The sequence below is a fragment of the Aurantimicrobium photophilum genome (assembly GCF_003194085.1).
GTDB lineage: Bacteria > Actinomycetota > Actinomycetes > Actinomycetales > Microbacteriaceae > Aurantimicrobium > Aurantimicrobium photophilum.
Genome location: NZ_CP023994.1, coordinates 1,734,056 through 1,748,063 on the forward strand (window position 1 = coordinate 1,734,056; position 14,008 = coordinate 1,748,063).

Genomic DNA, 14,008 nt, shown 5'->3' on the forward strand with positions numbered 1-14,008 from the left:
GCGTAGTCTGAAGCTATGAATGATGTTGTGAAATACAACGAGGGCAGTGACCCCACAAATCGCCCTGTCATTGACTTCCTTTTTGAAGAATTCCAGCAAGCTCTTCCCACGGCAACGTTCAAGGTGTGGCACGGAGCGCCCGTCTTCTTTCTCGAAGACATTCCCGTGGTGGGGTACCAAGATCACAAGCATGGCGTGAAGGTGCTGTTCTGGAGCGGGAAAGATTTCTCAGAGCCAGGGCTGTTAGGCATTGGTAAGCACAGGGCTGCCGGCATCACCTACACAGAAGTTGACGCAATCAACGTGGAAGACCTTCGCCGCTACCTGCGACTGAGCTCAGAGATTATCTGGGATTATCGCCAGCTCCGGTCACAAAACTAAGAAAGTAAATCTTGAGTGAATTCAACCCTTAAAGTTCACCAAGTGGCGAAGTTTTATCCCCTCAGAGCTTTTCTTCGGAAGAAGTAGATCAATACAGCAATCACAAGTAGTACAAGGAAAATTAGTACACCCACAATAAACAGGTTCACTGAATTCTGCTTGGTCTGAGTCTGGGCTTGAGAATCTGTTGGGGCGGTTTGTACTTCAATTCCATAAGCCAAACTCACAATATTTCCGTTTGCATCAACACCGTTGATTTGTAGAGTGTGTGAACCCGGCTTGAGGTTACGAGGAATCGTGAACTCAGTAGCTTCAGAACCTTCTGTGTCTGCTGTCGTTGCCACCAACTTGGTGGGAGTGGATTGAATCCACACAACGAGAGGACTACCTGGAGCAAACCCACTAGCCCGGAGATTGATGTTGTCCCCTGGGAGAGCAACACCGGCACTGGATGCAAACTGAAGACCAACTTGGGTCAATCCTATGTCAGCAACTGCTTCATCGCCTTGTTCACTGAATACTGCGGATGAAACGACGCTTCCATTTATCAGTGCGACTGACTCCGAAGGAACGAGCTCAACTCGGCCATCAGAGGTAATTGTTGCTGAGCCGGGAGTGAGCAGCGACAGGGTGCTTGGAGCAACAGGAACAGGCATGATGTTGTTCTGAACAACAGACCAATCTGGCTGAACTGTCGTCACAGGAGTGGTTCGAGCCAATGACGATGGTGGAATAACTCGAGGAGATGCCGGAGGTGTAACTACTGGCACGACCGGAGCAGCTGGGCGAATAGGTCCTAACACTACGGACCATTCACCGTTTCGATCAGTTTCTGCCCGCACTCTTACGTAATAACTTTGACCGTTAGTAAGACCGGTCATGATCTTTTCTGACGCAGTTGTGCTTTCAGAACTTGAAGTCCAGACCTGCTGGTCGGTGGAGTACTCAACGGTATATCCGCTTAGAGGGACACCTCCATTGTGTGCAGGAGCGCTCCAACGCACAGTGAATTGTGAATTACCTGTTTCGCGAAGCACAATCGCTGGTGCTGCCGCGTTCACAGCGGCAATTGCTGAAGTCGCCGATGTGAAGACTTCTGTAGATCCCACGGAATTTGATTGAGTAATTTTCACACGAAGCGTATTTCCAACAGGTGCTGTAACACGGTACTCATTCGTGGTCGCACCGGAAATGTTGGTCCACGTGGAGCCATCCGAAGAAGATTGCCACTGATATGTGGTTTGTGTAATGGTTGCGCCATTTGAATTCCACTGGCCCAAGGAGGCGGTGAGGAGCTGTTGATAGTTTGGTGTTCCACTCACGGCAGGGGAGCTCACCTGGAGAGGTAACCCTCGAGGGGCCTGGGTGCTTCCAGAAAAAGCCCAAGCTCCATTCAACCCATTGAGTGCTCTTACTCGAACGTAGTAATTTGTGCCATTGGTCAGGCCAGTGATGCTTTGAGAGGTAGTCAAAGATGCGGTTCTGGTAACTGTGTTCCACGTCACGGCATCAGTTGAATACTGGATTTGATAATCGGTGAGAGAGACACCACCTGTGTTCGAAGGTGCCACCCAGGTCACAGTAAGCGTTTGATCAGTGGGAGTAACACTCACGCTCTGTGGGCCCGTTGGTGCTGATGCTGTAACTGCTGATGTTGCACTCGAATACACAATCGTGGATCCCACCGCGTTTGACCGAGTCACCTTTACACGGAGTTGTGCACCGATATTTCCCGAAACGGTCAATTGGTCACCGGTTTCACCCGTGAGATCATTCCAAGTGCTGCCTGAGTTCGTTGAATATTGCCACTGGTAGTTGGCATTACCGAGTGTTCGCCCGTTTGAGTTCCAAGAACCTGCGTTAGCAGACAGTATCGAACCGTATGACGCAGAACCAGATATTGAGGGGAGGGAAGTGTTTATTGGGTTGCTTGCCGGAATGACAGAATCACCACTAATGGCGTAAGCGCCATTACCTGCAGCAGTCACTGCTGTTACGCGGACAAAGTACCCCGTGCCGTTTGTTAGTCCTGTGATCGTGTGAGAAGTGCTGTTTGCAGAGAGGAGTTGGCTCAGGTTCCATACGTCACCATCAAGTGAATACTCAACGCGGATGCCTGAAATGGTTCCACCATTGCTCGTGGGAATACTCCAGGAGACATTGATTGAACTATCGCCAAAAACAGTGGCAAGGTTTCCTGGAGTTGACGCTAAGCCGGTTTGAATAATTCCTGATGTCTCACTGAAGGCATCGATAAATGCCCCAGAGTTGGCGCCATTAGTTTTGGAGACCTTGACTCGCAGATACTTTCCAACGTTTGTGCCTGTCAATACATATGTGCTGTTGGTAGCTCCAGAAATGTCAGACCATCCATCTGAAGGGGCGTTTCTGGTCTGCCATTGATAATTCGTGGTGGTGACGGTGGCACCATTTGAGTTCCAGCTTCCATCAGAAGCAGTAAGAATTTCACCAGCAGCATTTGCCCCACCAATTGTGGGCACAGCCGTATTTGATACCGCGCCGAAGGGCTTAACGGAAGTTGAGCTAACCGTAGATCCCCAGAAGCCATTGCTTGCAGATACTCGAACGTCGTAGTTCGTTCCGTTAGTGAGGGAACTCAGAGAGTAGGTGGTTCCCGCAATAGAACTGCTTGCCACAATCCAGGTGCTCGAAGTGCTTTCCTTATATTCGAGCTTGTATCCAGTGATGGCAGAGCCGCCATCATCGGATGGGCTGCTCCAACTCAGGTCGATGGTTTGATCGCCTGGTGTAGCTACAAAGTTGAGTGGCGCACTCGGAAGGCGTGGCAGAGTCAAGGTACTTGTTGAACTGTAAGCACCAGTCATGGTTGATACTGCGGCGACACGAAAGTAATAGGTTCCACCAGCGGAAAGGTCACTTATTGTCGCTGAAGTTTGAGTGGACGGAGTGTGGCTCCATGTTGTCACACCGGAAGCAAAAGTTGACGATTGAGAGTACTGAATTGTGTAATCACTTAGCGGATAAGTACCTGTGTTTGATGGAGCTTGCCATGAAAGCTCTACATTCCCGCTTGCGTTAGCGGATGAGGTCAAACCAGTAGGTTGATCTGGCGGAGTTGCAATGACGACGGTCTTCAGTGACGGGGTCATTGAATAATTCGCCCCTGTGACGTTTGTATTTTGTCCAGCTGGCTTAGATGGAACTAAAGCTTCATACATCCACGTTGTGCCGTAGGTGCACAAGCCGTTGTGCCAGCCGTACCAGTAATTATTTGAACCATTCTGGCGAACGAGACCGTATGTGTATGGTGAATTAGCGTTCAACATCATGCAGTGCCTGCCAGTATTGCCCAGTGGCCTCTGTAAACCAGAATTCGCGGCAGTTCTTCCCCAGTTCCAATACTCACCATTTACTGAGTAAATACCCGAGTTGTCACCACTCCAAAATTGAACTCCGTCCGCGTCTGGACCAAACCATTTCCACTGGCCTTCGACATCATCTCGCGCAGCAATCCAGGCCTGATCTTTATTTCCCGAACTAACCATGATTTGAGAGGCAAAAACATCTTCAACCTGATATCTCAGGGTTGCCAAGTAAGTAGTAACACCTGTTTGTCCATCTATAGTTCCAACAGAGGAAGCCATGGATGTTGCTGCTGCAGGAGTGGCTGCGTCATTCCTGAAAACGTAATAGTGAAACTCAATGTCTGAACCATTCATGAGAGGAATGTACTCAGACCCGTTCGATACCCACATGGTGATTGTGTCGGTACCAGTGGTTGTCGAAGAGTATTGCAAGGTTGCCAACGCCGCATTAATCGATGCAGCAGGACCAGAAATTCCTATCATTTGACCGGCAGTTCCGAGGGTGGAACTGCCGGATGTTGCGGTGTAGTTGGGAGTATTTCTAATCCCCCACACATTTGTATAACTTGTGACAGAAAGTCGTCCCGATGGATTATTCGTTCTGAGTAATACGCGAACTGTTCCGGTAATCGAGGCATTAACGCTGTATCCAGAAAGTGCTGTAATGGTGTTGAGAGGTGCTGAGTAATCAGCTGCAAAAGCAGGACTTGGGGTTGCCTGTGAAACGAAGGTACTGACTACGAGTGCTATCACTGCAATAAGCGAATAGAACTTTTTCATAATCGCAGTGGGGCGATTGATCTTCAGCACGTTCATTTTTATTTACTCCTGTTGGCGCTAAATGCGCAGCTCAAAAGAGGTGAAAACAATGAGGGTAAAACTAACCAAAATGAGCGACTCTATTCTATGGAATAGAGTCAAATTCCGCATAATTTCGCGCATTTATTACCTCAAAGTCAAGTAATCTGGGGTGGGCGGGAAGCAGCAACTATGAGCAGAGCAAAAAAGAGTTCACCTAGTGAACCTGCGCCTTTAGATGAACAATTCTGGGCACTATACGGGCTGACTAATCAGTCTGAGACCAGAGATAAGCTTGTCGCGCTGGCAATGTCTGAGATTTCCCGCCGAGGAATTCTTGATGTGAACGCACGCTCTCTGTGCGATTTGCTGGGTGTTGATTACTCCCTGGTTACCTACCACTTCGGAACTTTTGACGGGTTGCTCGCAGAAGTATTTGTGCATGCCCACGACCTATGGATAGCAAGTATCAAGGAAGCTCTCGGCCATACGTATTCTTCGCCAGAAGAGCGCATGCGGGCAGTATTGGAAGTTCAAATCAATCGAGCAATAAAGTACGGCATGGTTGTGGGTATCGCACACCTTCCTCAGGTTTCTGAAAATGTCACTCGAATTCTTGAAGAAAAGTTCCCGTCACGACTAGCAGCAGCTGTTGGTTTTTCGGTCGCCGTGATGTCCATGCTTGTCAGTGACTTAAAAGCAGGCACCATGACTGATCTTCAGATGGACCTAGTCCGTGAACCGGAAGATGTACTTCAGAGCCCCTTTGCTGCTGAAGTACCCGTTGCCATGAGAATCCAATGGGCTATGGTTGGCCCAACCCTGTGGATGACAGGTGCTGCTGGTGGAAACAAAGAAATCGCTGAGGTTGACGATCATCTTCAAGTTGAACAGCAAGTAAGAGTATTTATCGATCGCCTCATAATGAGCGCGAAAGAAAGCTAAAGAAAACACCCGCCATTTCTGGCGGGTGTTTTCTTTATGTGGAGCCTAGGAGAATCGAACTCCTGACCTCCTGCTTGCAAAGCAGGCGCTCTACCAATTGAGCTAAGGCCCCGATTGCTTTTACTACTTTACATCAAAATATAAAGAGCAATTGCGTGGGGCTACCAGGACTTGAACCTGGGACCTCTTCATTATCAGTGAAGCGCTCTAACCACCTGAGCTATAGCCCCGCTTAGGCAGATTCGAGACTACCGGAATCCCGGCGAATCTCTAAATCGAGCCTGAGTTTTTTTACTGCTGGTTGGTGAAACCGACCGAAAGACCGCCGGTAATCTTGGCTGCAGCGTTGTAAAGAACAGCGCAAATTGCACCCATTACGGTGATCACAATCAGGTTGACCACTCCAACAGCAGCAGCAGCACCCACAGTTTTACCAATGGAGGCAATGCTGTTGATGTCGAAGGAGTTGCTTCCCAGAACCTCACCAGCAACGCTGTTCGCGGTCTCGAAAATACCGGTCTGAACGAAGACTAAGTAGAGGAGCAAGGTGCCAACAACAACCACGATGAACTGTGCCAAACCGAGGAGGAAGGACATCTTGAGTGCTGACATGAAGTCGACATAAACGAGCTTCAGGCGAACCTGCTTAGCCTCAGGACCCTTAGGGGCCTTGGGCTCGCTCTTGGGAAGCTTGTCTTTGAGCTTCTGTGCCAATGCGTTACTCATTTGGTGCCTCTTCCACTACAGCGTCTCCGCTGGTTGCTTCTACTTCTTCTTCAACTGCATCTTCTGCAGATTCAAGATTACGCTCTGAATTGCGTGCGACGGCAAGAATCTTGTCGCCCTCTTCGAATCGAGCGAAGACAACACCCATGGTGTCACGTCCCTTGGCAGGAACTTCGTTCACTGCCGAGCGGACAACCTTGCCGGTTTCCAGAACAACAAGAACTTCGTCTTCTTCTTCCACGATGAGAGATCCGACCAGGTCTCCGCGGTCTTCGCTGAGCTTGGCAACCTTGATACCCAGACCACCACGGTTTTGTGTGCGGTACTGATCGGCAGAGGTGCGCTTAGCGTAGCCACCCTCGGTGACGACAAAGACGAAACCTGAGTCAGATACCAACGAGGCAGAAAGCAGACTGTCTCCGCCTCGGAACTTCATACCGGTCACACCAGAGGTGGAACGACCCATGGGGCGCAGTGCTTCATCGGTTGCGGTGAAGCGGATGCTCATACCCTTGCGTGAAACAAGAAGAACGTCCGAGTCAGCTTCGAGAAGAAGTGCTGAGACGAGCTCGTCACCTTCACGCAGCTTGATGGCGATGATGCCTCCGGTGCGGTTGGTGTCGTACTCAGTCAGTGCGGTCTTCTTGATCAGGCCATCACGAGTTGCCAGAGCAAGGTACTGAGCCGCCTGGTAATCGCGGATGTCGAGAATCTGGGTGACCTGCTCATCAGGCGCGAGCGCCAACAGGTTGGCGATGTGCTGACCCTTCGCGTCACGTCCTGCTTCTTGAACTTCATAGGCCTTCGCGCGATAAACGCGTCCGGTGTTCGTGAAGAACAACAGCCAATGGTGTGTGGTGGTGACGAAGAAGTGCTCCACCACGTCATCTGCACGGAGCTGCGCTCCCTTGACGCCACGGCCACCACGGTGCTGACTGCGGTAGTTGTCGCTGCGGGTGCGCTTAATGTAACCACCACGGGTAACGGTGATGACCATTTCCTCTTCAGGAATGAGGTCTTCCACGTTCATGTCACCGTCGAAGCCAGGCATGATCTCGGAACGACGGTCGTCACCGTAACGGGCAACAATGTCAGTGAGTTCTTCAGAGACAATCTCACGCTGGCGAGAAGGGCTAGCCAAGATGGCGTTGAACTCAGTGATTTGAGCTTCCAGTTCGTTGGCTTCGTCGATGATCTTCTGGCGCTCGAGAGCTGCCAGACGGCGCAGCTGCATCTCCAAAATGGCACGTGCCTGCAACTCGTCAATCTTGAGGAAGTCGATCAGGCTGTCGCGAGCATCTTCAACAGTCGAGCTCTTGCGAATCAGTGCAATAACTTCGTCGAGAGCATCCAGTGCTGCAAGGTAACCCTTGAGGATGTGCATACGTTCTTCTGCCTTACGCAGACGGAACTGCGTGCGACGAACAATGACATCAATCTGGTGCTCGACCCAGTTGGAGATGAATCCATCAATAGCGAGGGTGCGAGGAATGCCATCAACGATGGCCAGCATGTTTGCGCCGAAGTTTTCCTGAAGCTGAGTCTGCTTGTAGAGGTTGTTGAGAACAACCTTGGCAACAGCATCACGCTTGAGCACGATAACCAGACGCTGACCGGTACGACCCGAGGTCTCATCGCGGATATCCGCGATACCGGTGATCTTGCCATCCTTGACCAGCTCCGCGATCTTGATCGCGAGGTTGTCAGGGTTGACCTGGTAGGGGAGCTCGGTCACTACGAGGCAGGTGCGACCCTGTAGTTCTTCCACATTGACCACGGCACGCATCGTGATGGAACCACGTCCGGTGCGGTAGGCGTCCTGGATTCCCTTGATGCCGAGAATCTGTGCACCGGTGGGGAAGTCAGGTCCCTTGATGCGAGAGATGAGGGCTTCCAGCAACTCTTCACGCGTTGCGTCAGGGTTTGCCAGTGCCCAGAGTGCACCTTCGGCAACCTCACGCAGGTTGTGAGGAGGAATGTTGGTGGCCATACCCACGGCAATACCAACTGAACCGTTGACCAGCAGGTTGGGGAAGCGCGAAGGCAGAATCGAAGGCTCTTGGGTGCGACCGTCGTAGTTGTCCTGGAAGTCGACGGTTTCTTCGTCGATATCGCGAACCATTTCCAGCGCCAGCGGAGCCATCTTGGTTTCGGTGTAACGAGGAGCAGCTGCAGAGTCGTTACCGGCAGAGCCGAAGTTACCCTGACCGAGAGCCAGTGGGTAGCGCAGCGACCAGGGCTGAACCAGACGAACCAGTGCGTCATAAATAGCCGAGTCACCGTGCGGGTGGAACTGACCCATGACGTCACCGACGACACGTGCACACTTGGAGAATGCCTTGTCGGGGCGGTAGCCACCGTCATACATCGCGTAAATCACACGGCGGTGAACGGGCTTGAGGCCGTCACGAACGTCGGGAAGTGCGCGGCCCACGATCACGCTCATTGCATAGTCGAGGTAGGAACGCTGCATCTCGAGTTGCAGGTCTACCTGCTGGATGCGGTTCTCTCCATTTTCGTCAGTGGTGACGAGGTTGTCGTTAGATGTCAAGGAAACGCACATCCTTTGCATTCTTCTGGATGAAGTTTCGACGTGATTCCACGTCTTCACCCATCAGGGTTGAGAAAATTTCGTCGGCTGCAACAGCGTCATCCAGGGTGACCTGGAGCAGGGTGCGCGTTTCGGGGTTCATCGTGGTATCCCAGAGCTCGCGGTAATCCATCTCACCGAGACCCTTGTAACGCTGGATTCCGTTGTCCTTAGGAATCTTGCGACCAGCTGCGAGGCCAGCTTCAAGCTGGCGATCGCGCTGTTCGTCGGAGTACACATACTCGTGATCAGCGTTCGACCACTTCAATCGATACAGCGGTGGTTGTGCGAGGTAAACATAACCGAGCTCAATCAGTGGCTTCATGTAACGGAACAGCAGAGTCAGAAGCAAGGTGGTGATGTGCTGGCCATCAACATCCGCATCGGCCATGAGCACAATCTTGTGATACCTGGCCTTCTCAGGGTTGAAGTCTTCGCCCACGCCTGCACCGAATGCAGTGATCATCGCCTGAACTTCGTTGTTAGCGAGTGCCTTATCCAGACGAGCCTTCTCTACGTTGAGGATCTTGCCTCGCAGGGGAAGAATCGCCTGGGTGTCGGGGTTACGGCCCTGAACTGCAGAACCACCCGCGGAGTCACCCTCCACCATGAAGATTTCAGAGAGCGAAGGATCCTTGCTTGCGCAGTCCTTCAACTTTCCGGGCATGCCGCCACCCTCAAGCAAGCCCTTGCGGCGTGCGGTTTCGCGCGCCTTACGAGCTGCCATACGAGCAGTTGCTGCCTGCAGTGCCTTACGGATAATGTCCTTGGCCTGGTTGGGGTTGCGCTCGAACCAGTCACCGAGGAAGTCACCGGTAATGCGCTGAACGAATGCCTTCGCTTCGGTGTTACCCAGCTTGGTCTTAGTCTGACCTTCGAACTGGGGTTCACCCAGCTTGATGGAGACAACCGCGGTGAGACCTTCACGGACGTCGTCACCGGAAAGGTTTTCGTCCTTCTCCTTGAGAATGCCCTTTTCGCGTGCGTACTTGTTGACCAAAGTGGTCATCGCAGCACGGAAACCCTCTTCGTGGGTTCCACCCTCGTGAGTGTTGATGGTGTTGGCGTAGGTGTGGACACTCTCGCTGTAGGCAGTGGTCCACTGCATCGCGATTTCACATGAGATCTTCTTCTCTGTGTCTTCGGATTCGAAGTGAATGATCTCGTCGTGAACAATGTCGTTCTTCTTGATGCGGTTGAGGTACTCGACGTAGTCCATCAGACCGTTTTCGAACATGTATGAAACGGTGAGGGCGTTGCCTTCGTCGTCGATCTGGTTTTCATCGATCAAGGTGATGCGCAGACCCTTGTTGAGGAAGGTCATCTGCTGGAAGCGTGCGCGCAGAGTTTCGTAGTCGAACTCCACGGTTTCGAAGATGTCAGCATCTGGCCAGAACGTAATGGTGGTTCCGGTTTCTGTGGTGGCTGCACCCTTGGCCAAGGGGGCTTCGGGTACACCAATGTTGAAGCTCTGTGTGTAAGTGAAGCCCTGGCGACGAACCTCAACCTCGAGGTGAGAAGAAAGTGCGTTAACAACGGAGCTACCCACACCGTGCAGACCACCGGAAACGGCGTATCCGCCGCCGCCGAACTTTCCACCGGCGTGGAGGACGGTAAGAACTACTTCCACCGTCGACTTACCCTCGGTGGGGTGGATGTCTACGGGAATACCGCGACCATTGTCGATTACGCGGATACTGCCGTCTTTGCGCATGAAGACTTTAATGTCGTCACAGTGGCCGGCGAGCGCCTCATCAACCGAGTTGTCGACGATCTCATAGACCAAGTGGTGAAGACCACGGGGACCGGTCGAACCGATATACATACCGGGGCGCTTGCGAACTGCTTCAAGGCCTTCAAGAACCTGAATATTACTTGCGCCGTAATCGGCTTCTGCTGCTTGCTGTTCAGATTCTGTTGACATATGTTTCGGTGGCTCCCTTACGCACTTAACGTGACCCCTCATTCTATCTTTTGGGGGCTGGGAAAACCGGGAGAAACGGGCCGTAGGCGCGTTTTTATTTAGCGCTTGACCAGAAACCTATTTCTAGCCGTAAGTATCGCGAGGACCACGCCCTGGAATTGATTTGGGGCCACGTTTCCAGCTTGGGGCGTTGGGCCCTTGAAAGCGGATTGCGGTGACGCCGGATTCTGGGTGTGATTGAAGAACTTTTGTCAGCACTTCCGTGCGCATCAATCGAAGCTGTGTTGCCCACGCTGTGGATTCGCATGCCACGGTCAATGTGGCGTCATCAATTCCGAGCGGAGTTGTCCTGGCAGCGATGTCTGGGCCGACAATTTCTGCCCAATCTGCCAGTAGATCTGACTTTGCTAACGGAGCCTTCCAACCCAGCTGTTGGGAGAGGTTATCCAGCACATCGTCGAGACCCTTCGGGTCACGCCCGGGGGAGAAGGGCATCTCGCTGGCATGCTCTTCCGCATTACGTTTGCGGGCGCGGGCATCCCGAGAGAGTTTCACCCGGGGAGTTCCGGTGGCTTTGGACTTCAATCTGGAATACAGCGCCAAAGCTTCCGATTCTTCGGGCCCCGCCGCGTCAGCGGCGTCAGGCCCATTCGCGTTAATTTCACTCATGAGCTGGGCTTTCAGTGGAAATAGTTCCCTTTTTCACGTGAAACACTTGGGTCATTAATTCAGCAGGGACGTCTTCTGCAACTGCTGCTGTAATGAAGGTCTGCTCGAAATCAGCTACGGCCTCAGCGAGGCGCTTGCGCCGAGCGGAGTCCAATTCTGCAAAAACGTCGTCCAAAATCAGGATGGGATCGCCCAAGACTGATTCACTACGCAGCAGTCTGGCCGCTGAAAGCTTGAGGGAGAGCGCATAAGACCAGGTTTCGCCATGGCTGGCATAACCCTTGGCAGGGAGATTGTTCAAACCGAACTCAACATCATCTCGGTGGGGACCCACGAGGGTCATTCCTCGTTCAATTTCTTGAATTCGCCCAGCTTCAAGCAGGTTTCTAAACTTCTCGGCATACGCAGACGCGGATTCAGGTGCATCTATAGAGGGCTTCAGTTCAATACTCACGTCATGATCTGACCCCGCTATCGCGTGATACGCCTCACCCAATGGGCCGGAAAGATCGGAAAGTAGACGGCGGCGCTCTGCTGTGATCTCGGTGCCTAGTGTTACCAAGCGCTCATCCCAAATATCCAAAGTTCCGAGGTTTCCCGCATCGACATCTTTGACTCGCGCTGTCTTGAGGAGAGTATTTCTCTGTTTCAGGACCCGGTCATAGTCAGAAACCACCCCGGCAAGACGGGGAGTTCTTTGAATAATGAGGTCGTCCATGAACTTTCGGCGCCCAGAAGGCTCTCCACGAACCAACATGAGGTCTTCCGGAGCAAAAATCACGGTGGAAATGTAGCGAGGGAAGTCTCGAAGCTTTGCATTGGAGTGGTTGACCTGAGCTTTATTGGCACTGTTGCGGTTTAACTGAACTTCAAGCAGGATCGTGCGGCCGTCGTGTGCGAGGTTTACTCGCACAATGGCCGCATCTGATCCCTGACGGATCAGTGCAGAGTCAATACTTGTTCGATGTGAACCTAGGGTCGCCAAAAAATTGATGGCTTCGACAATGTTTGTTTTGCCCTGGCCGTTTGAGCCCACTAAAACAACAGAACCAAGCCCCGGCTCAATGTCTGCCGTGGCGTAGTTTCTAAAGTCGCGAAGACTGAGTGAGCTAACGTGCATCGCTCAGAATGTCACTTAATTTAGCGAAGAAGAAGGTTGGGCTGCAGAAGGTAGCGGTATGCATCTTCTGAAGGAGTGTCCTTCGAAGTCTGGCTTGTAATCAATACTGGGCCTGGCTTTGCAGGGTTTTCAACTGAGGTGAAACCAATACGAGTGAATTCAGAGTGAACTGCTCCCAGGCCATCCAGCAAGAAGTCTGGCTTGAGTGACACGACTACATCTGGGCCAGAAATAACAGCATCGATGGTTTCAGAAGCTTGTGCTTGCTCTCCACCAATAGCTTCAAGGGTCAAACCGTTGTTAGCGAAGGTAAAGCGCAGCGCAGCTTCACGTTCAACGACCAACTTCACACGACGAGTAGCTTCAATGAGCTCAGCGGTGTTTACTACTGCGTAGTTTTCAACTTTTTCAGGGAACAAGCGCTTGACGGGTGGGAAATTTCCCTTAATCAAGAGCGACGTCACGGTCTTGTTGTCTGCAGTAAACGCAATCAATTCACGATCGTCCTTATTGGTGATCGAAATAGAGATGTTTCCGCTGTGACCGAAGGTCTTACCAATTTCCTGGATGGTTCGTGCAGGAACAAGAGCGGTGATATCTGCAACATCACCGGTTGATTCCCATGGAATATCACGGATAGCGACGCGGTAACGGTCTGTAGCAACCAGGCTCAAGGAATTTCCTGTGATTTCAAGCTGAACACCGGTAATAACTGGAGTGACATCATCGCGTGAGGCTGCAACCGCAACCTGTGCAACAGCAGAAGAGAATTCTTCAGCAGGAAGAACACCGGTTTCTCCTTCAACCTGAGGAATAGTGGGGTATTCCTCAACAGGCATGGAAAGAAGAGTGAAATTTGCTGATCCGCAGCTGACCTGAATACGAGATTCAACGGTTTCGAATGTGACAGGTGCATTGGGAAGACGGTTGGCAATTTCAGCAAGAAGGCGGCCAGAAACCAGAACACGTCCTGGTGTCTCTACTGTCGCAGCAACTTTAGTTTGAGTCGAAACTTCGTAATCAAACGAGGAGAAAACAAGACCTTCAGTAGTTGCTTCGATCAGCACACCAGAAAGAATGGGAAGAGTAGTGCGTGCTGGGAGCATTTTGACGGCAAAAGAGACTGCTTCGCTGAGCACGTCTCTGTTTACTTGAAACTTCACCGTGGTGCCTTTCCGTAGATCCCAATTGCTGGGTCTCTCATGCTATCGCGGTTTTTTAGACACATTTAAGCCCCGAGGTAAAAGGTTATGGAAAGTGTTTATTTATTTAATTAACTCTTTAATCTTCTTAACGTCTGTGGATACTGTGCATAACTTCACAAATTCTGCCCCAGTGCTTGAAACTACATCCGCGTAAGTTGTGTCTGGCCTGTGTGTGAGAACTCACAGAGATGAACTAACTACACGAGAAGAATTCTTGTTATTCACATTAAAGAATTTTTCATACACAGGCTGCTTCGGCGATTTCCCCACATATTCACAGGGTTATCCACAGGGGGAAAAACC

9 protein-coding genes and 2 tRNA genes are annotated in these 14,008 nt (G+C 51.5%); 2 read left to right on the plus strand and 9 right to left on the minus strand.

Annotated elements, in window-relative coordinates; translation table 11 throughout:
* The first annotated feature begins 15 nt into the window (after positions 1–15).
* The gene (locus AURMO_RS08785) at positions 16–381 is read left to right on the plus strand and encodes a DUF1801 domain-containing protein (RefSeq protein ID WP_110234801.1); all 366 of its coding nucleotides are present in this window, start codon (positions 16–18) and stop codon (positions 379–381) included.
* A gap of 53 nt (positions 382–434) precedes the next feature.
* On the opposite strand, the gene AURMO_RS08790 is transcribed toward AURMO_RS08785, so the two are convergent.
* On the minus strand, positions 435–4,544 hold the full coding sequence (locus AURMO_RS08790; protein ID WP_110234802.1) for a fibronectin type III domain-containing protein: 4,110 nt from the start codon (positions 4,542–4,544) through the stop codon (positions 435–437).
* 174 nt (positions 4,545–4,718) lie between these two features.
* Here AURMO_RS08790 and AURMO_RS08795 point away from each other — a divergent pair, with 174 nt between their 5' ends.
* Entirely contained in the window at positions 4,719–5,471 is a 753-nt protein-coding gene (locus tag AURMO_RS08795) for a TetR/AcrR family transcriptional regulator (RefSeq protein ID WP_110234803.1), read from the plus strand.
* Between the two features lie 39 nt (positions 5,472–5,510).
* On the opposite strand, the gene AURMO_RS08800 is transcribed toward AURMO_RS08795, so the two are convergent.
* The 8 genes from AURMO_RS08800 to dnaN all read right to left on the minus strand — a co-directional run bounded on the left by AURMO_RS08800 (position 5,511) and on the right by dnaN (position 13,663).
* Positions 5,511–5,583 (minus strand) — tRNA-Ala (locus tag AURMO_RS08800).
* 44 nt (positions 5,584–5,627) lie between these two features.
* Positions 5,628–5,701, minus strand: a tRNA-Ile gene (locus tag AURMO_RS08805).
* 61 nt (positions 5,702–5,762) lie between these two features.
* Positions 5,763–6,197, minus strand: a complete 435-nt coding sequence (locus AURMO_RS08810; protein WP_110234804.1) for a DUF3566 domain-containing protein — start codon at positions 6,195–6,197, stop codon at positions 5,763–5,765.
* On the minus strand, positions 6,190–8,748 hold the full coding sequence (gene gyrA / locus AURMO_RS08815; protein ID WP_239406834.1) for a DNA gyrase subunit A: 2,559 nt from the start codon (positions 8,746–8,748) through the stop codon (positions 6,190–6,192). The genes AURMO_RS08810 and gyrA overlap by 8 nt, the downstream gene beginning before the upstream one ends.
* Complete coding sequence (gyrB, locus tag AURMO_RS08820) at positions 8,738–10,711, minus strand: DNA topoisomerase (ATP-hydrolyzing) subunit B (protein ID WP_110234806.1); 1,974 nt, start codon at positions 10,709–10,711, stop codon at positions 8,738–8,740. Before gyrB ends, gyrA begins: the two co-directional genes overlap by 11 nt.
* Before the next feature lie 123 nt (positions 10,712–10,834).
* Complete coding sequence (locus tag AURMO_RS08825) at positions 10,835–11,380, minus strand: DciA family protein (protein WP_110234807.1); 546 nt, start codon at positions 11,378–11,380, stop codon at positions 10,835–10,837.
* Positions 11,373–12,500 (minus strand): DNA replication/repair protein RecF, encoded by a 1,128-nt coding sequence (recF, locus tag AURMO_RS08830; protein ID WP_110234808.1) that lies wholly within the window; start codon positions 12,498–12,500, stop codon positions 11,373–11,375. Before recF ends, AURMO_RS08825 begins: the two co-directional genes overlap by 8 nt.
* Positions 12,501–12,520: 20 nt before the next feature.
* Positions 12,521–13,663 carry a DNA polymerase III subunit beta gene (gene dnaN, locus AURMO_RS08835; protein WP_110234809.1) on the minus strand — a complete coding sequence of 381 codons (1,143 nt, stop codon included), beginning with the start codon at positions 13,661–13,663 and terminating at the stop codon, positions 12,521–12,523.
* Between the last annotated feature and the right edge of the window lie 345 nt (positions 13,664–14,008).

Coding starts and splice junctions, on each gene's coding strand:
- AURMO_RS08785 (WP_110234801.1), top strand. CDS start 16: ATGAATGATGTTGTGAAATACAACGAGGGCAGTGACCCCACAAATCGC.
- AURMO_RS08790 (WP_110234802.1), bottom strand. CDS start 4,544: ATGAACGTGCTGAAGATCAATCGCCCCACTGCGATTATGAAAAAGTTC.
- AURMO_RS08795 (WP_110234803.1), top strand. CDS start 4,719: ATGAGCAGAGCAAAAAAGAGTTCACCTAGTGAACCTGCGCCTTTAGAT.
- AURMO_RS08810 (WP_110234804.1), bottom strand. CDS start 6,197: ATGAGTAACGCATTGGCACAGAAGCTCAAAGACAAGCTTCCCAAGAGC.
- gyrB (WP_110234806.1), bottom strand. CDS start 10,711: ATGTCAACAGAATCTGAACAGCAAGCAGCAGAAGCCGATTACGGCGCA.
- AURMO_RS08825 (WP_110234807.1), bottom strand. CDS start 11,380: ATGAGTGAAATTAACGCGAATGGGCCTGACGCCGCTGACGCGGCGGGG.
- recF (WP_110234808.1), bottom strand. CDS start 12,500: ATGCACGTTAGCTCACTCAGTCTTCGCGACTTTAGAAACTACGCCACG.